Annotated in this window: 23 protein-coding genes; 13 read left to right on the top strand and 10 right to left on the bottom strand. The window is 72.1% G+C overall.

What is annotated here, in order from left to right; all coding sequences use genetic code 11:
• The first annotated feature begins 135 nt into the window (after positions 1 to 135).
• The 6 genes from ABZU76_RS01405 to ABZU76_RS01380 all read left to right on the top strand — a co-directional run bounded on the left by ABZU76_RS01405 (position 136) and on the right by ABZU76_RS01380 (position 7,739).
• On the top strand, positions 136 to 2,394 hold the full coding sequence (locus tag ABZU76_RS01405; RefSeq protein WP_354863920.1) for a bifunctional SulP family inorganic anion transporter/carbonic anhydrase: 2,259 nt from the start codon (positions 136 to 138) through the stop codon (positions 2,392 to 2,394).
• A gap of 421 nt (positions 2,395 to 2,815) precedes the next feature.
• Positions 2,816 to 4,990: a bifunctional SulP family inorganic anion transporter/carbonic anhydrase gene (locus tag ABZU76_RS01400; protein ID WP_354863918.1), complete on the top strand. Its 2,175-nt coding sequence runs from the start codon at positions 2,816 to 2,818 to the stop codon at positions 4,988 to 4,990.
• Between the two features lie 57 nt (positions 4,991 to 5,047).
• The gene (bioD, locus tag ABZU76_RS01395; protein ID WP_354864730.1) at positions 5,048 to 5,767 is read left to right on the top strand and encodes a dethiobiotin synthase; all 720 of its coding nucleotides are present in this window, start codon (positions 5,048 to 5,050) and stop codon (positions 5,765 to 5,767) included.
• A gap of 85 nt (positions 5,768 to 5,852) precedes the next feature.
• Positions 5,853 to 6,884 (top strand): biotin synthase BioB, encoded by a 1,032-nt coding sequence (gene bioB / locus ABZU76_RS01390; protein ID WP_220237964.1) that lies wholly within the window; start codon positions 5,853 to 5,855, stop codon positions 6,882 to 6,884.
• On the top strand, positions 6,871 to 7,077 hold the full coding sequence (locus ABZU76_RS01385; RefSeq protein WP_285969315.1) for a hypothetical protein: 207 nt from the start codon (positions 6,871 to 6,873) through the stop codon (positions 7,075 to 7,077). The genes bioB and ABZU76_RS01385 overlap by 14 nt, the downstream gene beginning before the upstream one ends.
• Before the next feature lie 56 nt (positions 7,078 to 7,133).
• A complete protein-coding gene (locus ABZU76_RS01380; RefSeq protein ID WP_354863915.1) occupies positions 7,134 to 7,739 on the top strand; it encodes a DUF2567 domain-containing protein in 606 nt (201 codons plus the stop codon).
• A gap of 4 nt (positions 7,740 to 7,743) precedes the next feature.
• Here ABZU76_RS01380 and ABZU76_RS01375 read toward each other — a convergent pair whose 3' ends face one another.
• A complete protein-coding gene (locus ABZU76_RS01375) occupies positions 7,744 to 8,466 on the bottom strand; it encodes an LON peptidase substrate-binding domain-containing protein (RefSeq protein WP_354863913.1) in 723 nt (240 codons plus the stop codon).
• Between the two features lie 39 nt (positions 8,467 to 8,505).
• The gene (locus ABZU76_RS01370; RefSeq protein ID WP_220237968.1) at positions 8,506 to 9,141 is read right to left on the bottom strand and encodes an NUDIX domain-containing protein; all 636 of its coding nucleotides are present in this window, start codon (positions 9,139 to 9,141) and stop codon (positions 8,506 to 8,508) included.
• A gap of 113 nt (positions 9,142 to 9,254) precedes the next feature.
• Here ABZU76_RS01370 and nadA point away from each other — a divergent pair, with 113 nt between their 5' ends.
• The 5 genes from nadA to ABZU76_RS01345 all read left to right on the top strand — a co-directional run bounded on the left by nadA (position 9,255) and on the right by ABZU76_RS01345 (position 14,408).
• On the top strand, positions 9,255 to 10,265 hold the full coding sequence (gene nadA / locus ABZU76_RS01365) for a quinolinate synthase NadA (RefSeq protein ID WP_354863911.1): 1,011 nt from the start codon (positions 9,255 to 9,257) through the stop codon (positions 10,263 to 10,265).
• Positions 10,262 to 11,902 carry an L-aspartate oxidase gene (locus ABZU76_RS01360; RefSeq protein ID WP_354863909.1) on the top strand — a complete coding sequence of 547 codons (1,641 nt, stop codon included), beginning with the start codon at positions 10,262 to 10,264 and terminating at the stop codon, positions 11,900 to 11,902. Before nadA ends, ABZU76_RS01360 begins: the two co-directional genes overlap by 4 nt.
• Complete coding sequence (gene nadC, locus ABZU76_RS01355) at positions 11,899 to 12,798, top strand: carboxylating nicotinate-nucleotide diphosphorylase (protein WP_354863907.1); 900 nt, start codon at positions 11,899 to 11,901, stop codon at positions 12,796 to 12,798. The genes ABZU76_RS01360 and nadC overlap by 4 nt, the downstream gene beginning before the upstream one ends.
• Positions 12,799 to 12,870: 72 nt before the next feature.
• The gene (locus ABZU76_RS01350; protein ID WP_354863905.1) at positions 12,871 to 14,043 is read left to right on the top strand and encodes a S8 family serine peptidase; all 1,173 of its coding nucleotides are present in this window, start codon (positions 12,871 to 12,873) and stop codon (positions 14,041 to 14,043) included.
• Positions 14,044 to 14,048: 5 nt separating this feature from the next.
• On the top strand, positions 14,049 to 14,408 hold the full coding sequence (locus tag ABZU76_RS01345; RefSeq protein ID WP_354863904.1) for a hypothetical protein: 360 nt from the start codon (positions 14,049 to 14,051) through the stop codon (positions 14,406 to 14,408).
• A gap of 30 nt (positions 14,409 to 14,438) precedes the next feature.
• Here ABZU76_RS01345 and ABZU76_RS01340 read toward each other — a convergent pair whose 3' ends face one another.
• From ABZU76_RS01340 to ABZU76_RS01315, 6 genes are all read right to left on the bottom strand, one after another.
• Positions 14,439 to 14,801, bottom strand: coding sequence for a hypothetical protein (locus tag ABZU76_RS01340; protein ID WP_220237974.1), 363 nt, complete (start codon positions 14,799 to 14,801; stop codon positions 14,439 to 14,441).
• Positions 14,798 to 16,099 carry an alpha/beta hydrolase gene (locus ABZU76_RS01335; protein WP_354863901.1) on the bottom strand — a complete coding sequence of 434 codons (1,302 nt, stop codon included), beginning with the start codon at positions 16,097 to 16,099 and terminating at the stop codon, positions 14,798 to 14,800. Before ABZU76_RS01335 ends, ABZU76_RS01340 begins: the two co-directional genes overlap by 4 nt.
• Positions 16,100 to 16,115: 16 nt before the next feature.
• Entirely contained in the window at positions 16,116 to 17,417 is a 1,302-nt protein-coding gene (locus ABZU76_RS01330; RefSeq protein ID WP_354863899.1) for a WXG100 family type VII secretion target, read from the bottom strand.
• Positions 17,414 to 17,812 (bottom strand): hypothetical protein, encoded by a 399-nt coding sequence (locus ABZU76_RS01325; RefSeq protein WP_220237976.1) that lies wholly within the window; start codon positions 17,810 to 17,812, stop codon positions 17,414 to 17,416. The genes ABZU76_RS01330 and ABZU76_RS01325 overlap by 4 nt, the downstream gene beginning before the upstream one ends.
• Before the next feature lie 97 nt (positions 17,813 to 17,909).
• A complete protein-coding gene (locus ABZU76_RS01320) occupies positions 17,910 to 18,209 on the bottom strand; it encodes a hypothetical protein (RefSeq protein WP_220237977.1) in 300 nt (99 codons plus the stop codon).
• Positions 18,210 to 18,230: 21 nt separating this feature from the next.
• Entirely contained in the window at positions 18,231 to 18,575 is a 345-nt protein-coding gene (locus ABZU76_RS01315; protein WP_220237978.1) for a WXG100 family type VII secretion target, read from the bottom strand.
• Between the two features lie 226 nt (positions 18,576 to 18,801).
• Between ABZU76_RS01315 and ABZU76_RS01310 the strand changes: the two genes are divergently transcribed.
• Together ABZU76_RS01310 and ABZU76_RS01305 are read left to right on the top strand one after the other, a co-directional pair.
• Positions 18,802 to 19,761, top strand: coding sequence for a hypothetical protein (locus ABZU76_RS01310; protein ID WP_354863897.1), 960 nt, complete (start codon positions 18,802 to 18,804; stop codon positions 19,759 to 19,761).
• A gap of 55 nt (positions 19,762 to 19,816) precedes the next feature.
• Positions 19,817 to 21,289, top strand: a complete 1,473-nt coding sequence (locus tag ABZU76_RS01305) for a long-chain fatty acid--CoA ligase (protein WP_354863895.1) — start codon at positions 19,817 to 19,819, stop codon at positions 21,287 to 21,289.
• A 3-nt stretch (positions 21,290 to 21,292) separates the two neighbouring features.
• Here the strand turns inward: ABZU76_RS01305 and ABZU76_RS01300 are convergent, their stop codons facing one another.
• Both ABZU76_RS01300 and ABZU76_RS01295 read right to left on the bottom strand, forming a co-directional pair.
• A complete protein-coding gene (locus ABZU76_RS01300) occupies positions 21,293 to 21,703 on the bottom strand; it encodes a hypothetical protein (protein ID WP_354863893.1) in 411 nt (136 codons plus the stop codon).
• Between the two features lie 159 nt (positions 21,704 to 21,862).
• On the bottom strand, positions 21,863 to 22,570 hold the full coding sequence (locus ABZU76_RS01295; protein ID WP_354863891.1) for a trypsin-like serine protease: 708 nt from the start codon (positions 22,568 to 22,570) through the stop codon (positions 21,863 to 21,865).
• Positions 22,571 to 22,920: the final 350 nt, after the last annotated feature.

The following is a 22,920-nucleotide window of genomic DNA, read 5'->3' as shown; positions in this document are numbered from 1 at the left end:
AGGTCTGGGCCGCTTCGTGAGTATCTGACGGATTGGTGAGCTTTGCCGGAAACGTCCTAGTTCTCCGGTTCACAAGCAAACCTGAAGATTGTTCGCGTAGCGGACTTTTCGATCTTTTTCCGCTTTCCTGTCGCCATGATCGAGATCGTTCGTGGCGAGCACGACACCGGACCCCCGTCGCGCCGCGCCCAAGCCAACCGGACCCTCCAGAACATCCTGCGCCACGACGTGCCGGCCTCGCTGGTCGTCTTCCTCGTGGCCGTGCCGCTCTCTCTCGGCGTCGCCCTCGCTGTCGGCGCGCCGCTCCTCGCAGGCCTCGTCTCCGCCGTCGTCGGCGGCCTGGTCGCGAGCCTGCTCGGCGGGTCGGCCCTGCAGGTCAGCGGGCCGTCCGCGGCCCTGACCGTGGTGCTCGCCGACACCATCGCCACCTACGGCTGGGCCGTCACCTGCGCCGTGACCGTCGGCGCCGGCCTGCTGCAGATCCTTTTCGGGCTCCTGCGCTTCGCCCGTGCCGCGCTGGCCATCTCACCCGCGATCGTCCACGGCCTGCTGGCCGGCATCGGCGTGACGATCGTGCTCGGCCAGCTCCACGTGGTGCTCGGCGGCCGGGCCCAGGGCTCCGCGCTCGCGAACCTCGCGGCGCTGCCCGGGCAGATCGTCGGCCACCACGACCAGGCCGTGCTGATCGGCGTGCTCACCGTCGCGATCCTGCTGGTGTGGCCGAAGCTGCCGGCGCCGGTGCGGAAGGTGCCGGGGCCGCTGGCCGCCGTCACGGTCGCGACAGGGCTGTCCGTCGCCGCCGGGATGTCGTTGCCGCGCGTGGACCTGCCCGCTGCGCTGCCGTCACTCGGGTTTGTGCCGCAGCTGCCCTCCGGCGGCTGGAGCGGCGTGGCGTTCGCGGCCGTCACGGTCGCGCTCATCGCGAGCCTGGAGAGCCTGCTTTCCGCGGTGTCCATCGACAAGCTGCGCGGCGGGCGCCACACGGACCTCAACCGTGAGCTCATCGGCCAGGGCGCCGGCAACGTCGCGTCCGGCGCGCTCGGCGGGCTGCCCGTGACCGGCGTGATCGTGCGGACCATGACCAACTACGAGGCCGGCGCGAAGACCCGCGCGTCGGCGCTGCTGCACTCGTGCTGGATCCTCGGGTTCTGCCTGCTGCTCACCGGCGTGCTGCGCTACATCCCGCTGGCCGCGCTGGCCGGGCTGCTCGTGTACGTGGGCGCGAAGCTCGTGAACCTCCCGGCGCTGAAGGAAGTGCTGCGCCACGGCGACCTCGCGGTGTATGCGGTGACGCTCGTCGGCGCGGTGTTCGTGAACCTGCTGACCGGCGTCGCGGCCGGCGTGCTGCTGGCGCTTGCGTTCATGCTGCGGCGGATGGTCCACTCCGGCGTGCACGTGGAGACGGGCGAGCGCGGCACGCGCGTGGTGATCGAGGGCGCGCTCACGTTCCTTTCGGTGCCCCGCTTGACGAAGGTGCTCGCCGGCGTACCCGAGCGCGCCGACGTCACGCTGGAGCTGCTCGTGGACTACCTCGACCACGCAGCGTTCGACTGCCTGCGCGGCTGGCAGCAGGCGCACGCGAAAGCCGGCGGCACGGTGACCGTCGACGAGATCGGGCACCCCTGGTACGGCCGCGGCAGCTCCGGCGAGCCCACCGTGCGACGCAGCCTCGCGGCGCGCGTGCTGCCGCGGTGGCTCGCGCCGTGGTCGCAGTGGCAGGCCGAGCACGTTTCGCTGCCCGGACCGCGCGACGGTGCCTCGCCGTTGTCCCGCGGCGCGTCGGAGTTCCAACGCCGCACCGCGCCACTGCTGCGCGACACCCTCAGCGGCCTCGCGCACGGCCAGCAGCCGCACACCCTCTTCATCACCTGCGGCGACGCGCGGATTGTGCCCAACCTGATCACCACGTCGGGACCGGGCGACCTGTTCGCCGTGCGCAACATCGGCAACCTCGTCCCCGCCGCCGGCGATGGCACCGACTCCTCGGTGGGCGCGGCCGTCGAGTACGCCGTGGGGGTGCTCAAGGTGCCCGAGATCGTGGTGTGCGGCCACTCCTCGTGCGGCGCGATGAAGGCGCTCCTCGGGCAGGCCCCCGAGGGCCTCACGCGCCTCGGCAACTGGCTGCGCCACGGCGAACCCACCCTCCGCCGCCGCGCTTCGGAGGCGGCCTTGCTGCTCGACGGCCGGCGCCCGGCCGCCGAGTGCGACCAGCTGGCGCTGCACAACGTCGTCCAGCAACTTGACCACCTCCGCACCCACCCGGTCGTGGCCGACGCCCTGGCCGCCGGCGATCTGACGCTGACGGGCATGTACTTCGATGTCGGCGCCGCCCAGGTCTCGTTGCTGGACGCAGCTCACCGCAGCTTCGTCCTGGCCGGCTCGACGGTGCACTGACCGCCGGCGCCTGGCCCGGCTTGGTCCTGCCCGGCCGGGCGCCGATCGACCCGGCGCTGGTCGGCAGGGAACCGGTCGCCTGGACAACACGGCACCGGCCGGCTGGAGCGTGACCCGGCCGGGCACTGAGCGGCTCGGCACTGCCTGGCCGGACCCCGATCCATCCAGTGCCTCAGCGTGCGCGGTCGCTTCGGCCACGCCGGCTTCGACCCTGGGCAGGCCGGCCGGGAGCAGCCCCACTGACCGTTAGGCGAGGCCGGCCAGTTCACCGACCAGCCCACTGACCGACTGGGCCGGTGCACACCCGCACCGGCCAGCGTTCGAGCTCCCGCGCAACCCGAAAGTGGGTGTCCGATAAAAATTCATGCCATCAGGTGGGGCATAGCGGACATTTAACCCACAATCGGGTTACCTGGTGATCATGAGCCGACTTGCCGTGCTTCGCCACGACGTGCCCGCCTCGCTCGTGGTCTTCCTCGTCGCCGTGCCGCTGTCGCTGGGCATCGCGCTCGCGTCCGGGGCGCCGATCGTCGCCGGGCTGATCGCCGCTGTGGTCGGCGGTGTGGTCGCCGGAGCGCTGGGTGGCTCGCCGCTGCAGGTCAGCGGGCCCGCGGCCGGCCTGACGGTGATCATGGCCGAAACGATCGCCACCTTCGGGTGGGCCGTCACCTGCTTGATCACGGTGCTCGCCGGTGCGCTGCAGGTGCTGCTGGGCCTGAGCCGCATCGCGCGGGCGGCGCTGGCGATCTCGCCGGCCATCGTGCACGGGATGCTCGCCGGCATCGGCGTGACGATCGTGCTGGGCCAGCTCCACGTCGTGCTCGGCGGGCAGGCGCAGAGCTCCGCGCTGGAGAACATCGCCGAGCTGCCCGCGCAGGTCGTGGCCCACCACGACGCGGCGGCGGTGATCGGGCTGCTCACCATCGTGATCCTCGTGGTCTGGCCGCGCCTGCCCGCCGCCGTGCGCAGGGTGCCCGGGCCGCTCGCGGCGATCGCTTTCGCCACGGTGATCTCGCTCGTCGCGGGCATGACGTTGCCGCGCGTGGAGCTGCCCGGCGACCTGCTGCAGATCCGCTTCGCGCCGCAGCTGCCCGGCGACGGCTGGACCGACGTCGCGCTGGCGGCGGTGACCATCGCGTTGATCGCGAGCGTCGAGAGCCTGCTCTCGGCCGTCGCCGTGGACAAGCTGCACACCGGCCCGCGCGCGAACCTCGACCGCGAGCTCGTGGGCCAGGGCGCGGCCAACCTCGTGTCCGGCGCGCTCGGCGGCCTGCCGGTGACCGGCGTGATCGTGCGCAGCTCCACCAACGTCGCCGCGGGCGCCAAGACCCGCGCGTCCGCCATCCTGCACGGCGTGTGGGTGCTGGTCTTCGTCGTCGCGCTCGCCGGGCTGATCGGGAACATCCCGCTGGCCGCGCTCGCCGGCCTGCTCGTGCACGTCGGCGTGAAGCTCGTGAACCCCGGCCACCTCAGACAGGTCCTGCGCCACGGCGACCTCGCGCTCTACCTCGTGACGCTCGCCGGGGTGGTGGTGTTCGACCTGCTCACGGGTGTGGTCGCCGGGATCGTGCTGGCCGTGGCCCTCATGCTGCGCCGCACGGTGTGGTCCGGTGTCCACGCGGAGCGGGACGGCGACGAGTGGCGCGTGGTCGTGGAGGGCGTGCTCACGTTCCTGTCCGTGCCGCGCCTGTCGAAGGTGCTCGGCGCCGTCCCGCCCGGCACGGTCGTGACCCTCGAGCTGGTCGCCGACTACCTCGACCACGCCGCCTTCGAAAGCCTGTCGAGCTGGCAGCAGGCCCACGAACGGGCCGGCGGCACCGTGGTCGTCGACGAGGTCGGCCACCCGTGGTTCGGCAAGGGCAAGGAGGGCACCCCGACGCTGCGGCGCACGGCTGCGGCCGGCGCCGTGCCGCGCTGGCTCGCGCCGTGGTCCGACTGGCAGGCCGTCGACGTCCGCCTGCCCGGCCAGCGGACCCACCGCGGTGCCACGGAGTTCCAGCGCCGTGCCGCGCCGCTGCTGAAGGAGACGCTCTCGGGCCTCGCCGACGGCCAGCGTCCGCACACGCTGTTCATCACCTGCGGCGACTCGCGCATCGTGCCCAACCTGATCACCACGTCGGGGCCGGGCGACCTGTTCACCGTCCGCAACATCGGCAACCTCGTGCCGCCCGCGCAGGCCGACCCGTCGATGAACGCCGCCGTCGAGTACGCGGTGGGGGTGCTGCACGTGCGCGAGATCGTGGTGTGCGGGCACTCTTCGTGCGGCGCGATGGGCGCGCTCGCCGACGGGCCGCCGGCCGGCACGGCACTGGAGGGCTGGCTGCGCCACGCTGAGCCCAGTCTGCGCCGCGGCGGCCCGGTCACGCTCGGCGGCGAGCTTCCCGCCCGGGAACCCGACCGGTTGGCCCTGCACAACGTGCTGCAGCAGCTCGACCACCTGCGCGCGTACCCGCTGGTCGCCGAGGCCGAAGCCCGCGGCGAGCTTCTCCTCACAGGCCTGTACTTCGACGTCGGCGCGGCGCAGGTCTACCTGTCCGACCCGGTGGCGGGCGCGTTCGTGGCGGCGGGGACGCCGGTCACCCCACATCGTGGGTGATCCCACCCGGACGTGGTGCGCACCGGGTGCGGGTGACTAAGTTGATGGCCCGTGACCATGCTGGTGATGACGGGGACCGGGACCGAGGTCGGCAAGACGATCACCACGGCGGCGATCGCGGCGCTGGCGCTCGGGCAAGGGCAGCGCGTCGCGGTGCTCAAGCCGGCCCAGACGGGGGTCGTGCCGGGCGAGGCGGGTGACCTCGACGAGGTCGTGCGCCTGGCCGGCAAGGGCGTGACCACGCGTGAGCTGCGGCGCTACCCCGACCCGCTCTCCCCGGAGGCGGCGGCGCGGCGCAGCGGCCTGCCGACGCTGGGCCCTGGCGAGATCGCGGCAGCCGCCACCGCACTCGACGCCGAGCACGACCTCACGCTCGTGGAGGGTGCCGGTGGCCTGCTGGTGCGCTTCGACGCCGACGGCAGCGGGCTGGCCGACGTCGCGTGGGCGCTCGGCGCGCCGATCGTGATCGTGGCCCAGCCGGGCCTCGGCACGCTCAACGCGACGGCGCTGACCGCTGAGGTCGCCACGCGACGCGGCCTCAACGTCGTGGGTGTGGTGGTCGGCGCGTGGCCGGCCGAGCCGGATCTCGCGTCCGTGGAGAACCTGCACGACCTGCCCACCGCGGCAGGGGCACCCCTGCTCGGGGTGCTGCCCGGGGGGCTGGCGCCGACGGATCACGATACGTTCGTGGAACGGGCGCGCGCCGGGCTCTCGCCGTGGTTCGGCGGGGAGTTCGATCCGGAGGCTTTCACGCGGACCGCTTCCGTGAATAAGTGACGGGCGTCGCAGCCCATACGGCGGGCTCTCGGGCACCATGACTCCAGAGCGCGCCCGTGCAGAAGTTCGACAGACAGGAGACGTCGTGACCGCAGTGGCGGGAAAGCCGGCCCAGGACATTTCGGACGTGCTGGCCGTCGCGCGCGAGCAGGTGCTCGAGCGCGGGGTCGGATTGTCTGAAGAACAGGTGCTGGCCGTGCTCCGGCTGCCCGACGAACGGCTGGGCGAGGCGCTGCAGGTCGCGCACGAGGTGCGCATGCGCTGGTGCGGCCCGGAGGTCGAGGTCGAGGGCATCGTCAGCCTCAAGACCGGCGGCTGCCCCGAGGACTGCCACTTCTGCTCGCAGTCGGGCCGCTTCCCGTCGCCGGTGCGTTCGGCGTGGCTCGACATCCCAGGCCTGGTCAAGGCCGCGCGCCAGACCGCCGAGACGGGCGCGACCGAGTTCTGCATCGTCGCCGCCGTGCGCGGTCCGGACAAGCGGCTGCTGTCGCAGGTCCGTGAGGGCGTGCAGGCGATCCGTGCCGACGGCAACGACATCCAGATCGCGTGCTCGCTCGGCATGCTCACCCAGGAGCAGGTCGACGAGCTCGTCGAGATGGGCGTGCATCGCTACAACCACAACCTCGAGACGGCGCGCTCGCACTTCCCGGACGTCGTGACCACGCACTCGTGGGAAGAGCGCTGGGACACCCTGCGGATGGTCGCCGAGGCCGGCATGGAGGTCTGCTGCGGCGGCATCATCGGCATGGGGGAGACCGTCGAGCAGCGCGCGGAGTTCGCCGTGCAGCTCGCTGAGCTGAGCCCGCACGAGGTGCCGATGAACTTCCTCATCCCGCAGCCGGGCACGCCGTACGAGAACTTCGAGATCGTCGAAGGCAAGGACGCCCTGCGCACGGTCGCGGCGTTCCGGCTCGCCATGCCGCGCACGATGCTGCGCTTCGCCGGCGGCCGCGAGCTGACCCTGGGCGACCTGGGCGCGGAGCAGGGCATGCTGGGCGGGATCAACGCGATCATCGTCGGCAACTACCTGACGAACCTCGGCCGGCCCGCGAGCGCGGACCTGAAGATGCTCGACGAGCTGAAGATGCCGGTCAAGGCCCTCAGTGACAGCCTCTGACCCACCCGCCTACTGCGTCCACTGTGGACAGGCGTCGCCCGGCGGCGCCGATCACGACGCCTGCCACAACCCGCGCACGGCGCTCGAACCGCCGCGGTTCTGCGTGTTCTGCGCCCGCCGGATGGTGGTGCAGGTGACGCCCGTCGGCTGGACGGCGCGGTGCAGCAGGCACGGCGAGACCGCCAGTGGTTGACCGCGGGTGCTGACCGGTTACGCTCGGTCCGCACAAACGCAGGGAGGGAGTCCGGGGTGGTCGATTCCGCGGGCAAGGCAGCACACCGGTCGTCCGCCGTGGCCGACGCCTGGTCGGTGCCGAACCTCTTCCCACCGCACCGCGCGCGGCCGAAGGTCGTGGTGAAGGCCGACCTGCTGCCGGCCGTGAGCGTGCTGTCGACGGCAGGCCTGCTCGGCATCCCGCTCGGCTGGCTGTGGTCGCTGATGGCGCCGCCGCAGCGCGAGCGCGTGGTCACCGCCGACGGGCAGCGGGTGCCGCTGGAGCTGGAGAGCTGGCACCGCTTCGACGACCTCGCCATCTACGGCTTTCTGGCACTGGCCACGGGGCTGCTGATCGGCGTGATCGTGTGGCTGATGCGCGAACGCCGGGGCCCGGTCGTGTTCGTGGCCGCCGCCGGGGGCGCCGCGCTGGCCGGCTGGCTCGGCACGCAGGTCGGCGTGGCGTTCGTGAACTCGAAGTACGCCATCGACACGGCGCCCGCGCTGGGCGCGGTGATCTCGGCGCCGCCGCAGCTGGAGTCCGGGTGGATCTGGCTGGCGGCCCCGTTGGTGACCTCGCTCGTCTACGCGCTGCTCGCGGCGTGGAACGGCCGCGAGGACCTGGGCCGTCGCCTCGGCTGAGGCGCTAGTTGAGGTTCGCCGGCTTCGAGAAGTCGGCGAACTCGGTCGGCGGCAGCGGCACGGCGCTGAGCGTGTCCAGAAACCACGCCTCGCGCGTGAGCAACCGGCAGACGATACGCAGGCGCCGCAACGGGTGCGTCTCCTCCAGCAGCAGCTGGCGGTCTTCCAGCGGCAACAGGCAGTCGGCGGCGAGCTGGTAGGCGAGCTCGTTGACGTCGGCGTCGTCGTCCGGCGTGCTCCAGTCGTCGTCGTGCCAGGCGGCCTCGCAGTAGCGACGGTGGGCCGCGCGCGCGACTTCGCCGAGTCGTTGCCCCGGTTCGACCGCGCTGGCCGGCACGGCGTCGTCGGGCAGCCAGTCGACCACGCCCATCAGGTAGGGCGCCGACGTGCAGTCGAGCTCGCGCAGGCGGAAGCGGCGGGCGGCCTTGGTGACCACGTCGTAGCGCCCGTCGGGCAGCCGCTTCGCTTCGCGCAGCACGGTGCTGCAGCCCACGTCGTACACGTGGTCCAGACCACGTACCTCACGCACGAGCGGGGCGCGCAGCGCGACCACGCCGAACTCGCGCCCCGGCACGGCGCCGCCCACGAGGTCGGCGGTCAGCTGGCGGTAGCGCGGCTCGAAGATGTGCAACGGCAGGTGCGTACCGGGGAGCAGTACGGTCTGCAGTGGGAACAACGGCAGTGTCGCCGTCCCACTGGGGTTCTGCTCCTGCTCCGGCTCGGTCACGCGTCCACCGTACGGGTACCGGGGCACGCTCGCAGTCCATCACCTTTTCGGCGGCGGCTTGAGGACTGCGAACGGGTCTGTGATCTGCATCCCTTTGCCCGCGAAGGAGAACAGCGCCGCCGGGCGCCCGCCGGCCCGACCGGGTGACGCGGTGTCCCCGGTGGGCACGAGGAGTCCCCGGCGCGAGAGCACGCGCTGCAGGTTCGTCGCCGACACCCGGTAGCCCAGCGCGGCGGAGTAGAGCCCGCGCAGAGCTGAGATCGTGAACTGCTCGGGCGCCAGGGCGAAGCCGAGGTTGGTGTAGCTGAGCTTCGAGCGCAGCCGGTCGCGGGCGCGCAGCACGATCGCCTCGTGGTCGAACGCGGTGCGCGGCAGCGCGGTCACGTCGTGCCACTGCGTGTCCTCGGGGATCTCCGGGTCGACGTCTGACGGCACGAGCCCGAGGAACGCTGTGGCGACCACGCGCGGCCCCGGCACGCGGTCAGGCGCGCTGAAGACCGAGAGCTGCTCCACGTGCTTGAGCTGGCGCACGTCGACCTTCTCGGCGAGCTGGCGGCGGATGGACGTTTCGACGTCCTCGTCGGGGCGCAGCCGGCCGCCCGGGAGCGACCAGCGGCCCAGGTGCGGGTCGAGCGCGCGGCGCCACAGGAGCACGCGCAGTGTGTCCGAGCGCACTTGCAGGACCGCTCCCAGAACCTCGTGGGCCAAGGGGGTCTGGGTGTTAAGATGACTTCGCACGGTTTTCGATTATAAGGCGAAAACCCGTCGACGGTCCAGGAGGGCCACACATGACCACCACGGTTGAGCAGAACCTGACTCCGTACGGCGGGGTCGAGGCGAACGCGGACTGGGCGGAGGAGGTGCGCGAGCTCGCTCGTCAGCGCGACGCGGTGCTGCTGGCGCACAACTACCAGGTCCCGGAGATCCAGGACATCGCCGACTTCACCGGCGACTCGCTGGCGCTGAGCCGCATCGCGGCGAGCAGCGACGCGTCCACGATCGTCTTCTGCGGCGTGCATTTCATGGCCGAGACCGCGAAGATCCTGGCGCCGCAGAAGACGGTGCTGATCCCCGACGCGCGGGCCGGCTGCTCGCTCGCCGACTCCATCTCCGGCGCCGAGCTGCGGGCCTGGAAGGCCGAGCACCCGGGCGCGGTCGTGGTGTCGTACGTGAACACCACCGCCGAGGTGAAGGCGGAGACGGACATCTGCTGCACGTCGTCGAACGCGGTCGACGTGGTGGCTTCGATCCCCGCTGACCAGGAAGTTCTCTTCCTTCCCGACCAGTTCCTCGGCGCGCACGTGAAGCGCGTGACGGGCCGGCAGAACATGCACATCTGGGCCGGCGAGTGCCACGTCCACGCCGGCATCAACGGGGCCGAGCTGGCCGCGCGGGCCGAGGAGAACCCCGACGCCGACCTGTTCATCCACCCCGAGTGCGGCTGCGCGACGTCGGCGCTCTACCTCGCGGGCGAGGGCGTGGTGGCGCCGGAGCGGGTGAAGATCCTGTCCACCGGCGACATGGTTCACGCGGCTCGGGACACGAAGGCCCGCTCGGTGCTGGTGGCGACCGAGATCGGCATGATCCACCAGCTGCGCAAGGCCGCGCCGGAGATCGACTTCCGCGCGGTGAACGACCGGGCGTCCTGCCGGTACATGAAGATGATCACGCCCGCCGCGCTGCTGCGGAGCCTGCGCGAAGGCGCGGACGAGGTCCACGTGGACCTCGAGACCGCCGCCAGGGCGCGGGCCTCGGTGCAGCGGATGATCGAGATCGGGCAGCCCGGCGGCGGCGAATGACCACCCCGGTTAACGCTTCACAGGCGAAAACCCCGGTCTGGGAAGCCCGTGCAGACCTCGTTGTCGTGGGCAGCGGGGTGGCCGGGCTGACGGCTGCGCTGCGGGCGCAGGAGCTCGGCCTGCACGTGCTCGTGGTGACCAAGGCCGCGGTGTCCGACGGCAACACGCGCTGGGCCCAGGGCGGCGTCGCGGTGGTGCTGGAAGGCGAGCACGACCGCGACGACTCGGTCGCGAAGCACGCCGAAGACACCTTCACCGCGGGCGCCGGCCTGTGCGACGAGGACGCGGCACGATCGATCCTCGACGGCGGCCCGGCGGCCGTGGAGTGGCTGCGGGCCAGCGGCGCTCAGTTCGACGCCGGTGCCGAAGGCTTGGCGCGCGCTCGAGAGGGTGGCCACAGCGCGTTCCGCGTGATCCACGCGGGCGGCGACGCCACGGGCGCCGAGGTGGAGCGCACGCTGGTGGCGCAGGCGGGCGACCGGCGCGTGCCGGTGCTGCAGCACCACATCGCGGTCGACGCGTTGCTCACGCCCGTGGGCGAGGTGGCGGGCGTGACCGTGCTGGACCGCGACGGCGTGCCCGGCGTCGTGCGAGCTTCGGCCGTGCTGCTGGCCAGCGGCGGTTTCGGCCAGCTTTACCAGGCGACGTCCAACCCGGAGATCGCGACCGGCGACGGTCTTGCCCTTGCCTTGCGGGCGGGTGCGACCGTAGCCGACGTCGAGTTCGTGCAGTTCCACCCCACGGTGCTCTACACGCCGGGGGCTCGTGGCCGGTGCCCGCTCGTCACCGAGGCCGTTCGCGGTGAGGGAGCCACGCTCGTCGACGGCGCCGGCCAGTCGGTGATGGCCGGCGTGCACCCGCTGGGCGACCTGGCGCCGCGCGACGTCGTGTCGGCCGCGATCACCCGGCGGATGGGGCTGGCGCCGGGCGGGGTCGACGACCACGTTTTCCTCGACGCCACCGGCATTTCCGGCTTCGCGAGGCGGTTCCCGACCGTGCACGCGGCCTGCGCGGTGCTGGGCCTCGACCCGGCCGTGGACGCGATCCCGGTGACACCCGCGGCGCACTTCGCGTGCGGTGGTGTGGTGACCACTGTGGATGGACGGTCGAGCGTCACCGGGCTGTACGCGGCGGGCGAGGTGGCCCGCACCGGGCTGCACGGGGCCAATCGGCTGGCGTCCAACAGCCTGCTCGAAGGTCTCGTGGTGGGGCACCGCGTGGCGCAGGCCGTGGCCGCCGACCTCGCGGCCGGGCTGCTGCCGGACCCGTCGCGTGGGCGCTTGCCCTCGCGGACGTCGGCGCCGGCGGCCGAGCGTGACGCTTTGCAGCGCGTGATGAGCCGCTACGCCGCGATCGGCCGCGACGCCGACGGCCTGGCGGCGGCGGGTTCCGTGCTGGACCTGTCCACGCAGGACAGTCCGTTGTGGACGCACGCGGCCGTGGAGGACGCGGCGCTCACCGTGGTGGCGCAGGCGCTTCTCGCCGCCGCGGCGCGGCGCACCGAATCGCGCGGCTGCCACGTGCGGTCCGATTTTCCCGAGCGGGCAGAGGGCTGGCGGCGCAGCCAGCTCATCCGGCTCAGCCCCTCCGGCCAGCCCGTGCTGGCCGACCCGATCGCTCTGGAAGGTGTGGCATGACCGAGTTGTTCCCGTTTTCCGACGCCGTCTCACGCGCCCTCGTGGAGGCGGGGCTCGAGGTCGCCGACGTCCGCCGCGTGGTGACCACGGCGCTCGAAGAGGACCTGCGGTACGGGCCGGACGCCACCACGGCGTCGACGGTCCCGGCCGACGCGCGCGCGGTTGCCGAGCTGACCCCGCGTTCGCTGGGTGTCGTGGCCGGGCTGCCCGTGGCACTGGCGGTGTTCGACGCGGTGCTGGGTTCGGACTACGAAGTGGTGTCCAGCCGGCCCGACGGATCGCGGGTGGCGGCGGGCGAGCCCGCACTCGCGGTGCGGGGCACAGTGCGCGGCCTCCTGACGGCCGAGCGGACGGCGCTGAACCTCGTCTGCCGCCTCTCGGGCATCGCGACGGCGACCGCCCGGTGGGTGTCCGAAGTGGAGGGTTCGGGCACGGCGATCCGCGACACCCGCAAGACGACGCCGGGCCTGCGGCTGCTGGAGAAGTACGCCGTGCGTTGCGGTGGCGGCGTGAACCACCGCATGGGTCTGGGCGACGCCGTGCTGATCAAGGACAACCACGTCGTCGCGGCGGGTTCCGTCACGGCCGCGCTGGCGGCGGCGCGCGAGCACGCGCCGGAACTGGCGTGCGAGGTGGAGGTCGACAACCTGGCGCAGCTGGAGGAGGCGCTCGCCGCGGGCGCCGACGAGGTGCTGCTGGACAACTTCACGCCGCAGGACTGCGCGAAGGCCGTGGAACGGCGCAACGCCGTTTCGCCGAAAACGCGGCTGGAATCCTCTGGTGGCCTCACCCTCGACCGTGCTAAGGCCTACGCCGAGTCCGGTGTGGACTACTTCGCGGTGGGGGCGCTCACGCACTCCTCGCCCGCGTTGGACCTCGGGATGGACCTGCGCTGAACCTGTTGCCGCGGCGCCCGCTCGACTAGAATCCCGTTGTCGGACAGCGAGATTCTCCGGGAGGGTGCCGCGGTGAGGTGGCCAGCCGTCTTCGCCGTGGCCGGTCTCGTGGCCGTGTCTTCCCTGTCTTCCGTCGGAGTCGCCGGGTCCGCGAGCGCGGTGGGGGCGTGCGCGAACCCGTCCGGCACCTACACCGGCGCCGTGTCGTGGGGCCAGCGGCTCGTCGACCCGCAGCGCCTGTGGCCGCTCACCCGCGGAGACGGCCAGGTGGTGGCCGTGATCGGCACCGGCGTCGACGCGCAGAACGGCCAGTTCGCGCCCGGCCAGGTCCTCACCGGCCCCGGCACGGCCCCGTCCGACTGCGACGGCCGCGGCACCATCGCCGCGGGGATCGTCGCCGCGCAGCCTTCGGGGGAAACGACTTTCGTCGGCGTCGCACCGGGCGCGAAGCTCCTGCCGCTGCAATACGTCGACGCTTCGTCCCACGACGGCGGCGACCCGGGCGCACTGGCGGGCGCCATGAACACGGCCCTCGACCGGGGCGCGGGGGTTTTGCTGATCGCGGTGCCGGCGGCTTTCGACAGCCCGGCTTTGGCCGCGGCGGTCGCGCGCGCCCATTCCCGCGGCGCCGTCGTGGTCTCCGCCGCGGCCGCCACCCAGCAGGGCGCGCACACCTATCCCACCGCTTCGTCGGGCGTACTCGCCGTCGGCTCCACGAACCAGGCGGGCGCGCCGGTCCAGACCGAAGCCGGCGACTACCTCGGCGTCGCCGCCCCGGGCGCCGACCTCGTCAGCACCTCGGCCGGCGCGGGCGGCGCCGTCGCGCACCGCTGGCCGGTGACGGACCCGGGCCTGGCCGCCGCGTACGTCGCCGGCGTCGCCGCCCTGGTGCGCGCCGCCCACCCGGATTTCACGGGCGACCAGGTCGTGACCCGCTTGACACTGACGGCCTCGCGCCCTCCGTCGGGCGGCCACGACCCTCGCCGGGGTTGGGGCGTGGTGGACGCCTATGCCGCCGTCTCGTCGACGCTGCCCGCTTCCGTCGCGGGCCCGGGCGGCTCGGTCGCTCCGGTCGCTTTGCCTGCTGTTGTCCCTGCGCCGGTCCCCGCTGACGCCGGCGTGGACATCCCCGCCGCCGCCATCGCCCTCGGCGGAGTTGTCCTGGCCGCCGCCGCGGGCCTCGCCGTCGCCACCGTGCGCCGTGGCCGCCGCCGCTCGTGGCGCGCTTCCCGGTTCGGGGCTTGATTCCCGTGTCTCAAGGTCGCGTCCTGGTCATCGGCTTGGACCCCACCCGGCTCGACGGCTGGGACCCCGCCCCGGTCCAGGCCGCCATCGCGCGCGGCCAGGCCACTTTCGCGACCCACGGCCTGGAGTCCGACCTCTGCCTCGTCGCTCCGGACGACAATCCGTTGTCCGCCATCGAATCCGCTCTGACCCGAGCCGACTACGCCTGCGTCATCATCGGCGGCGGCATCCGCGGTTACGAGCCTTTGCTGGAACTCTTCGAGCAGGTCGTCAACCTCGTCCACCGCCTCGCGCCCGCCGCGGCCATCGCCTTCAACCGCACACCCGAAGACACCGCCGAAGCGGCCCTGCGCTGGCTGCGTTAGCTCGGCGGCGTCGGTGTGACGCCCGGTGATTCAGACCGGCACCACGCAGCGCGTCGAGCCGATGATCGCCACTCCGCCGCCGGCGCGGGCGACGTGGACGGTGAAGTCGGCGCCGTCGCGGTTGAAGCGGGCGATGAGTTCGCGGGGGGTGCTGCGGTCGTGTGCGGACCAGCCCGCGGCTTCCAGCGAGGGCAGCACGGACTCCGCCAGCCGGTGTTCCGCGTCGCCGCAGTGGTCGAGGCGGACGCCGTACTGCCAGCACACCAGGGTGCCCGGGTGGGCGGGGTCGCAGTCGAGCTCGCCGGCGACCGTGGGGGTCACGTCGGGGCCGAAGGTGGCGGCGACGTCGTCGATGACGGCCGTGAGCTCGTGGGCCAGCAGCGAGAGGGTCATCGCTGCACCCCCGGCACCGTCGTGAGCGCACCGCCGGTGAGGACACCGTAGATGTTGGTCCACGAGTCGGAGCCGGGCTTGAGCACGTCGCTGTGCGAGGACAGGCCCCAGAGCTCGTTGCCAGCCGCGTCGTTGCCTGTCGTGAGGTCGGTGACGCCCGGGAACGTGTCGGGGTCGGCGCCGTGGCCGATGCCGGTCCACTCGGCACCCCAGGCGTTGCCCTGGGCGAGCACGATGGGATCGAGCGGCGCCGTCATCGAGAAGCGCTGCACGCCCGCCTGGCTCGCGGGCAGGTCGGCCGGGCTCCAGACGCCGTGGCCCATGCCCGCCGACTCGACGTGCAGCACGCGGTCGACGGCCAGGCCTTGTGAGTCGGCCAATCCGACGGTCGCGCCGCCGTAGCTGTGGCCGATGGCGGTGATGGTCGCGGCGCCGCCGGTCTGGGCGTCGACTTGGCCGCGCAGCTCGTCGCCGAAGGTCTTGAGGTCCGGGGCCATCGTCTGCGCGTAGCTCGCGTCCGGGCCCTCGACCAGGGGGTTCTGCGGGAAGTCGCCGTCGGCCCACACGACCATCGCCGTGCGGCCCGTCGGGTCGGCGGCCACCAGGCTGCGGCCGAGGTCGGCGTAGCCCTGGAAGTTGTCCAGCCGCGTGTTCACGCCCGGCACGAACAGCCCGACGTTGCGCGTCCCCGGCTGGATCGAGCCCACCAGCTCGGCGATCCGGCCGTCGGCCGCGGGGTCGAACCGCAGGATCTGGCGATTATTGGCCAGGATGTCCTGGTACAGCGCGATCCTGCGCTGCGAGCTCGCGATGTCGTCGGCGCTGGCGCCAGAAGACTGAAGCTGCTGCAGGTGCGTCTGCTCCGAAGTCAGCGCGTCGGACACCTTGGTGCGGTTCGCCGCGATGTCCTGAGCCCACGTCCCGCTCGCCGCCGCCCCGGCGGGGCCGCTCACCGCCGGCAGTGGATCCTCCGGCAGCAACGACCGGTACGAAGCCGCCACCTGCTCGTCCGCGCGCCGGTAGCCCGCGGCCGACGCGGTGAGCCCGTTCTGCAGCACCTTCGCGCGCTGCACCTGACCGTCGATCTTCTCGCCGAGCTCGGACAACGTCTTCTTCAACGTGGCGGCGCAGTCCGCCGAAGCGGACACCTGGCCGAACGCCGTGGCGGGCACGGAAACCCCCGCCACGGCCTTCTGTGCCGTCTCGAGCGCGCCCGCGCGGCCGCCCAGGTCCGCCGCGGCCGCGTCGAGCTTGGCGGGAGCGACCCGGTAACCCCCGGAGTCCACTGCAGCAGTCACCGAGCCGTCCTCCCGATCAGTAGGTTTCCGGCTCTTCGCCGATCACCGACGGAGCCACGGGCGCCTGCTGGCCCCACACGTTCTCTGTCTCCACGAGCCACGCCGGGATCCGTCGTCCGGAACCCATGTCACCACCGGCTCCCATGCCCATGGGCATCATGGGCATCATCGGCATCGCGCTCTTCGCCGCCGCGCCCGCGGCACCGGCCGCGCCGCCCGCGAGTCCACTGAGGACGTTCGACGCGCCGCCGTCGCCCGCGAGGCCGGAGTGCGCCGCCGGGGCGTCGCTGCCGCCGGAAAGGCCGCCGCCGCCGGGGATTCCGCCGCCGTCGAGCGAAGGCGCGTCACCGCCGCCGATCGGGATGCCGCCGCCGGCACCGCCTTCGGTGCCCGCGCCGCCACCCAGCTTCGTGCCCGCAGGCTCGTCCTTCTTGTCGTCGGAGTCCTTTCCGGACGCCCACGAAGGCACCTTCGGCATGATCGAGCCGAACCGCCCGAACGCCGCCGCCGAAGCCGCCGCGAGACCCGCGGTGAACATATCGCCGAACAGCGGGCCGCCCGAAGTCGCCGGATCCGAGCCCGGAGCCCCCGGTGCGCCCGCCACCGAGCCGTCGGCCGGCAGCGGGTGCGAGTCGTCCGGGGTGCCGACGACGACACCCGGGTCGGCCAGGCCGTTGCCGGTCGCACCGCCACCGGACGCGCCGCCGCCGGCCGGGGGAGCGGCCGGCGTGTCGACCGCGTTGGGCGAGACGGGGATCGAGTCCTCGGCGGTGGTGTAGTTCGTAGCCAGGTTGGTCATGACCACGATCGCCTTGGCGTGCGCGGAACCCGCGGCGTTCGCGGCCTGCTGCTGCGCCTCGACGTCGGCGATCGCCTGCTGCCGCTGCTGGGCCGCGGCGGCGAGAGTGGCCGGCGACGAGTCGGACGGCAGCAACGGCGGGTTCACGGCCAGCGCGACCTGGCCGGGCGAGACATCGGGCACCGAGACCGGCGGCGGCATCTCGGCCTTGGCCTTCACGAGCGCGTCGGCCGCGTCCTCGAGCATGTGCTGCATGCCCTGCGCGGTCTGCGCGACCTTGCGGATGCCGCCGACGAGGTCGGTGATCATGTGCGAGTACTGGTCCGCCGCGCCGCCGGTCCACTCGCCCGAGAAGTCCGACAGCTCCTTCGACAGGTTCTCGGCCTGCTCGTGCAGCCCGATCGCGGTGGAGTTCCACTGGTCGGCCGCGGCCTGGGCGCTGCTGGGGTCACCGGCCTGCAGCATCGCGTACAGCTGCTGGTGCGTGTACGCGGCGAAGTTGGTGTGCGCCCCGCTCATGCGTCCGTCCCCCCGGAGTTGTTCGAGCCGCCGGACCCGAGGCCCAGCAGCGAAAGCAGCGGATCGAGCAGGCCGGTCTCGCTGCCCGACTGGTGCAGGTCGCCGGCCACCGACTGGTCCGCCTGCTCGTAACCGTCGGCGACGGTGGTGGTCACGTCCTGCGCGAAGGTGATCGCGCTGCGGACCTGTTCGAGCAGCCCCCGCATCTCCGCGACGGCGGCGCGGTGGGCGTCGACGAGCGAGCCGGCTTCCCCGAACTCCCCGAACAGCAGCGGGTGGTCGCCGAGCGTGCTGAGGAAGTCGTTGGGCTTGGACATCGCGTGGATCTGGGTTTCCAGTTCCCGCACGAAGTCCTTCAGCGATTCGAGGTGAACGTAGTACGACTGGTCGTGCATCGGTCCCGACCCTCTCGTGCATAACGGACGCTGGAAAGCCGGCCGGCCGGTGCGAGCGGGGGGTTTCCCGCACCGGCCGACCGACGTCGGGAGCGGATCAGGCGAACAGACCCTGGTTGCGGTTCTCCAGCTGCGACTGCAGGTCGTGGGCGTCGCCCACCTTGCCGCCGAACTGCGCGATGATCGCGACGATGTCGGCGGTGGCCTGCCGCAGCCGCGTCTCGGCCGCACGGGCGGCCTCACCGGCGGAGCTGCCGGAGGCGTACCACGTGGCCGTGATCGGCTGGAGGTTCTGGTGCAGCTGCTCGAGCTGCGAGGTCAGTGCCTTGGCCTTGGCGGCCAGCGACGCCGAGCTGTACTGCAGCGCGGCGAAGTTGATTTCGACGACGTCAGCCATCTTGCCGATCCTCTCCGTGACTCAAAGGTTGAGGCGAGGGATCACCGAAGCGCCCTCGAGGTTGTGGCCGACGCTCTGGAAGCTCTGGTGCACGTCCGAGTCGCCGGTGTTGTAGTTCGTGTGGCTCGTGTGCACGAGCTGCGACATGGTGTCGAGCTCCTTCACGGCGGCCGTCATCTTCTCCTGGAGCCGGCGCTGCAGGTCCCAGAACGCCACGGCCTGGTCGCCCTTGTAGTTGCGCAGAGTCTCGGTGAGCTCCGACTCCAAGCTGGCCATGGTCGTCTTCGCGTTCGACGCGGTTTCCTCGAAGCCCTGGACGGCGCGCGTCATCGCAGCGGAATCTGCCTGGAATCCCGGACTGGACATGACGGGCCACCTCCTTCCCTCTCGCGGAAGATCCCGGTGCGCGAGAGGCTTGCCCCTGCCCGCGCGTTGTGAATGTCACGCTAGAAAATGAGGAGGTGTGGTCAAACGGCACAACTGCCGGTCGCGTTGACGGCACTATTACCTACACGGGGTGGGGCGCTCCCCACCCCGGGGACGGGGGCGGTCTCCAGTGCCCTCCGCCGGCGCCCGCGCAACCCTGGTGACCATGAATTTCGGGGGAATGGTCAAGGATCGGCCGCACCGGCCGCTCGTGGTGCTCGCGGGGGCGATGGCGCTGCTGTTGGTGGTGTCGGCACTGGGACTGTTGTTCGATGATCGCACGCTCGTCAACGCGCCGCTGTGGGCGAAACCGTTCAAGTTCGCGGTGTCGGTGGGAATGTACGCGCTGACGCTCGCGTGGCTGCTCACGCTGCTGCGGCGCGGCCGGCGGGCCGGGTGGTGGATCGGCACGGTGTTCGCCGTCGGCATCGGCACGGACATGGCCTTGCTCGTGTGGCAGGTCGTGGTCCGCGGACGGGCGCTGCACTTCAATCACGCGACACCGTCCGACGTCACGATCAACAACTTCGTCGCCACCGGCGCCTTCACGGCGTGGGGCGCGACGGCCGCCGTGGTCGTGCTGCTGCTGTTCCAGAAGCTGCCGGACCGCGCTCTCGCGTCGGCGCTGCGGTGGGGGACGGCGCTGGCGGCCGTGGGGATGGGCTTGGCGTTGCTGATGTTCTCGCCGACACCGGCGCAGCAGGCGATGAAGGCGGCGGGGGAGCGGCCGCCGACGATCGGCGGGCACACGGTCGGTCTGGCGGACGGCGGGCCGGGGCTGCCCGTGCTCGGCTGGAGCACCGCCGGCGGGGACCTGCGGATCCCGCACTTCGTGGGCATCCACGCGATCCAGGCGCTGCCGCTGATCGCGCTGGGCCTCGCGGCGCTCGCGCGGCGGTACCCGGTGCTGTCGTCCGACGTCGTGCGCCGGCGGCTGGTGTGGACCGCGGTCGCCGGCTACGCGGGCGTGCTCGCTTTGGTGACGTGGCAGGCGTTGCGCGGCCAGTCGATCGTCCGGCCGGACTTCTGGACGCTGTCCGCGGCGGCGGGGCTGATCGTGGTGGTGGCGGCGGGAGTGGCGCTTTCGCTGCGCTCACCGAGAGTGCACGCTCTGACGGAATTCTGAGATCTTTCGGGTAGGGATGGTCCTGCGTTTTCCGGGTCGGACAAAGGACGGTGCGATGGTCTTTCCGCAGGCGGTGCTGGACGCGCTCGATTCGGAGCCGGACGCGGTGGCGTTCGAGCACGGCCCGCGGAAGGTCACGCGGGGTGAGGCGCGCGACCTGATCGGCCGCTTCGTCGCCGCCCTGCGGGGTGCGGGCGTCTCGCGCGGTGACGGCGTCGGGGTCGCCACCGCCGTGACGCCCGAGGGGTGGGCCGCGCAGATCGCCGCGCAGACGCTGGGGTGCCGCACCGTCGGCATCCGGGCCGGCCTGCCGGTCACGCACCTGCGGGCGGTGGTGGGCGACCTGGCGGCAGTCGTCGTCGACGAGGCCTCCGAGACGCCGGAACTGCGCGCGACGGCGGCGGGGGCGAAGATCCTGCGGGTCGGGCCGGAGTTGTTGTCGGTGTTCGAGGAACCCGTGCCGGCCGGGCGGCCGTCCGACATCGGCTGGGTGGTGTTCACCAGCGGCAGCACGGGGTTGCCGAAGGGCGTGGCCTACAGCTTCGAAGCGCTGACGGCGCAGGGGATCGAGCAACGTCCTGAGGAGACGCCCGCGGATCTGGCCGCGCGGTACCGGCGTTTCCTGCTGTTCGGCACCTTGACGAGCGCGGTGATGATCACGCACCTGCGCTCGTGCCTCCTGGCCGGCGGGACGGTGGTGATCCCTTCCGAGCTGCCCGACTTCCCGTGGATCCTGCCCCGGCTGGACATCACGGCGGCTCTGACGACGGTGCCGCGGCTGTACCGGATCCTGGACGTGCTGCGGACTTCGTCGGTGGATGTCAGTTCCGTGCGGATGCTGGTGGTGGCCGGCTCACCCGTCGCTCCGGGCCTGATGGCGGAGGCGTTTTCCCGCGTGGGGCCGGGAATGCAGCAGGCGTACGGCCAGACCGAGGTGGGCAAGCTGACCGTGCTGACGCCGGCCGACGTCGCCGCGTTCCCGGACGCCCTGGGCTCCGCGGGCCGCCCTTGCGCGGGCGTCGAGATCTCCGTGCGCGACTCCTCGGGGACTGACGTTGAGGCCGGCGCTTCGGGCGAGATCTTCGTCCGGTCGCCCGGCCAGTTCTCGGGCTACTGGGGCAATCCTTCCCAGACCGCCGACGTCCTGCGCGACGGCTGGGTCCGCACCCAGGACATCGGCCACGTCGACGCTGCCGGCTTCCTCCACCTGACGGGCCGGACCCGCGACGTCGTGATCGTCAACGCGGTCATCCACTACGCCGGCCCGATCGAACGCGCCCTCGCCTCGCACGCCGACGTGGACCAGGCGTACGTCGTGGCGGCTCCCGACCCTTCCACCGGCGAGGCGGCGCATGCTTTTGTCGTCGCGGCACCGGGTCGTGTCCCTGACGTGGCCGCTCTGCGTGGCGTGGTCGCGTCTTCGCTGGGGGAGGCCGCCGTACCGTCTTCTGTGACGGTGATCGACGGGGTTCCCGTTGCGGCCTCGGGAAAGCCGGACAAGCAGGCGCTGCTGGGGTTGTTGAGCTGACGGCTACTTCGCGGGGCCGAAGGCCGCGTGCAGGGCCGCGACGTCGGCGAGGTCGTGGGGCCGCGGTTCGTAGCCCGTGTGGAATCTCAGCTGCTGCGCCGCCGAGACACATGGCACGGTGACGCCGCCGATCGTCCCCGTGACGAAGCAGTCCGTCGGATAGCGGAAGAGGCCGCCCGCGGAGTCGGCGGATTGGGTGGCGGAGCCGTCGGCCTCGAAGTGCAGCGGGTGCAGGTCGAGGGCCGCTCCGTCGGGGCGGGTGAGGACGAAGCGCACCGGGCGGAAGTCCTCGGACTCCGTGAAGTCGTTCAGTGCCGCGAGAACCGTGGGCTCCTCCTCGAACCGGTGCAGCAGGTTCCAGGTCCGAATGCACGCGGGTTTCGCGGCCCAGCAAGGCATCGACGCCCCAGCCACCGGCGATCCAGACGTGACAGCCGGCTGTCTGCAGACGGGACAGGACGTCCACGGCGATCTCGGCGGTGAGCACGGGATCGAGTGTGCCGAACCGGCCCGGCCGGCGCATCGCAATAACGAGCCGCCCGACGCGGCGGGCGGCTCGTTATTGCAACGGAGTCAGACGCCCGCGGTCTGTTTGATCCAGTCGCGGCTCGCGGCGACGCTCGCGTAGTTCTGGGTGCCATTCTTGTCACTGCCGGAGTTTTCGCCCGTGGAGCACACACCGACCTGCACGCCGTCGGCGAGCTGGGGGCCGCCGGAGTCGCCGTGCCAGGAGGCGCCCGTGACACCCTCGCTGGTGATGGCCGTGCCGTTGAACGCGTCGGTGCCCTGGCCCGTGACCTTGACGTCGGCGGTCTTCAGGGTGTCCGACGGCGGGTTGTTGCCCTCGGTGCGGCCCCAGCCGTAGATCTGGTTGGTGGCACCGGTTTCCGGATCAGCGTCGCCGAGTTTCATGAACGTCGCGTCCACCGCGGACGACAGGTGCAGCAGCTCGATGTCCCCGTCGGGCGAGGCCTTCTGCTGGTCCACGGCTGCCTCGGTGCCCTGGCCGAGCGCGACGTTGCCGACCTTCACATGCATGCCGGGGGCGTTCAGGCAGTGCTGCGCGGTGAGCACCCACTGCGCCGCGATGATCGTGCCGGAGCACTCGAAGCCGCCGAAGTCCGTGGCGTCGTCCCAGAAAACCTGCGCACCCCACGGCGCCGAGCTCACGGTCTCCCCACCGATGATCCGCGGCCCGGCCGCGCTCGCCGCCCCCGCCGACACGACGCCGAACACCGCGGCCGCCCCGGCCACCACGGCCACTGCCTTCGCGAAACGCATGTAAGCCCCTCCACGTCGATGAAATGATTTCACCAACGTAGGCGGCATGTGGAAACTTGATAACCTACTTCAGTCGGGTCTCGGACCGACGGAAGTAGGGTGCTGACAGCGTTGTGCCACCGGCAGATCGTGGTCGTAGGCGTGGACGATCTTGCCTCAGAGGTGACCCGCGGTGAGGGGCGCGCAGGGATTCGCGGTTGTGTGGGTCCGTATCGTTGGTTCTGGCGAAGGCGTTTGTTCGGGGGTAGTGATGAGTGAGTTCCGTTGGCCGGACTGGCTGCGTTGGCCGCACAGACCGCTGTACTCCGAATTTCTGAAGCAGAAGCCGTCGGCGGACTGACGTCTCGGCG

Origin of the sequence: Amycolatopsis sp. NPDC005232, from assembly GCF_040607795.1 — a bacterium.
Taxonomy (GTDB): domain Bacteria; phylum Actinomycetota; class Actinomycetes; order Mycobacteriales; family Pseudonocardiaceae; genus Amycolatopsis.
This window is presented reverse-complemented; position numbering and strand designations above follow the sequence as displayed.

Coding starts and splice junctions, on each gene's coding strand:
- ABZU76_RS01405 (WP_354863920.1), top strand. CDS start 136: ATGATCGAGATCGTTCGTGGCGAGCACGACACCGGACCCCCGTCGCGC.
- ABZU76_RS01400 (WP_354863918.1), top strand. CDS start 2,816: ATGAGCCGACTTGCCGTGCTTCGCCACGACGTGCCCGCCTCGCTCGTG.
- bioD (WP_354864730.1), top strand. CDS start 5,048: ATGCTGGTGATGACGGGGACCGGGACCGAGGTCGGCAAGACGATCACC.
- nadA (WP_354863911.1), top strand. CDS start 9,255: ATGACCACCACGGTTGAGCAGAACCTGACTCCGTACGGCGGGGTCGAG.
- ABZU76_RS01360 (WP_354863909.1), top strand. CDS start 10,262: ATGACCACCCCGGTTAACGCTTCACAGGCGAAAACCCCGGTCTGGGAA.
- nadC (WP_354863907.1), top strand. CDS start 11,899: ATGACCGAGTTGTTCCCGTTTTCCGACGCCGTCTCACGCGCCCTCGTG.
- ABZU76_RS01340 (WP_220237974.1), bottom strand. CDS start 14,801: ATGACCCTCTCGCTGCTGGCCCACGAGCTCACGGCCGTCATCGACGAC.
- ABZU76_RS01330 (WP_354863899.1), bottom strand. CDS start 17,417: ATGAGCGGGGCGCACACCAACTTCGCCGCGTACACGCACCAGCAGCTG.
- ABZU76_RS01325 (WP_220237976.1), bottom strand. CDS start 17,812: ATGCACGACCAGTCGTACTACGTTCACCTCGAATCGCTGAAGGACTTC.
- ABZU76_RS01320 (WP_220237977.1), bottom strand. CDS start 18,209: ATGGCTGACGTCGTCGAAATCAACTTCGCCGCGCTGCAGTACAGCTCG.
- ABZU76_RS01315 (WP_220237978.1), bottom strand. CDS start 18,575: ATGTCCAGTCCGGGATTCCAGGCAGATTCCGCTGCGATGACGCGCGCC.
- ABZU76_RS01310 (WP_354863897.1), top strand. CDS start 18,802: ATGAATTTCGGGGGAATGGTCAAGGATCGGCCGCACCGGCCGCTCGTG.
- ABZU76_RS01305 (WP_354863895.1), top strand. CDS start 19,817: ATGGTCTTTCCGCAGGCGGTGCTGGACGCGCTCGATTCGGAGCCGGAC.
- ABZU76_RS01295 (WP_354863891.1), bottom strand. CDS start 22,570: ATGCGTTTCGCGAAGGCAGTGGCCGTGGTGGCCGGGGCGGCCGCGGTG.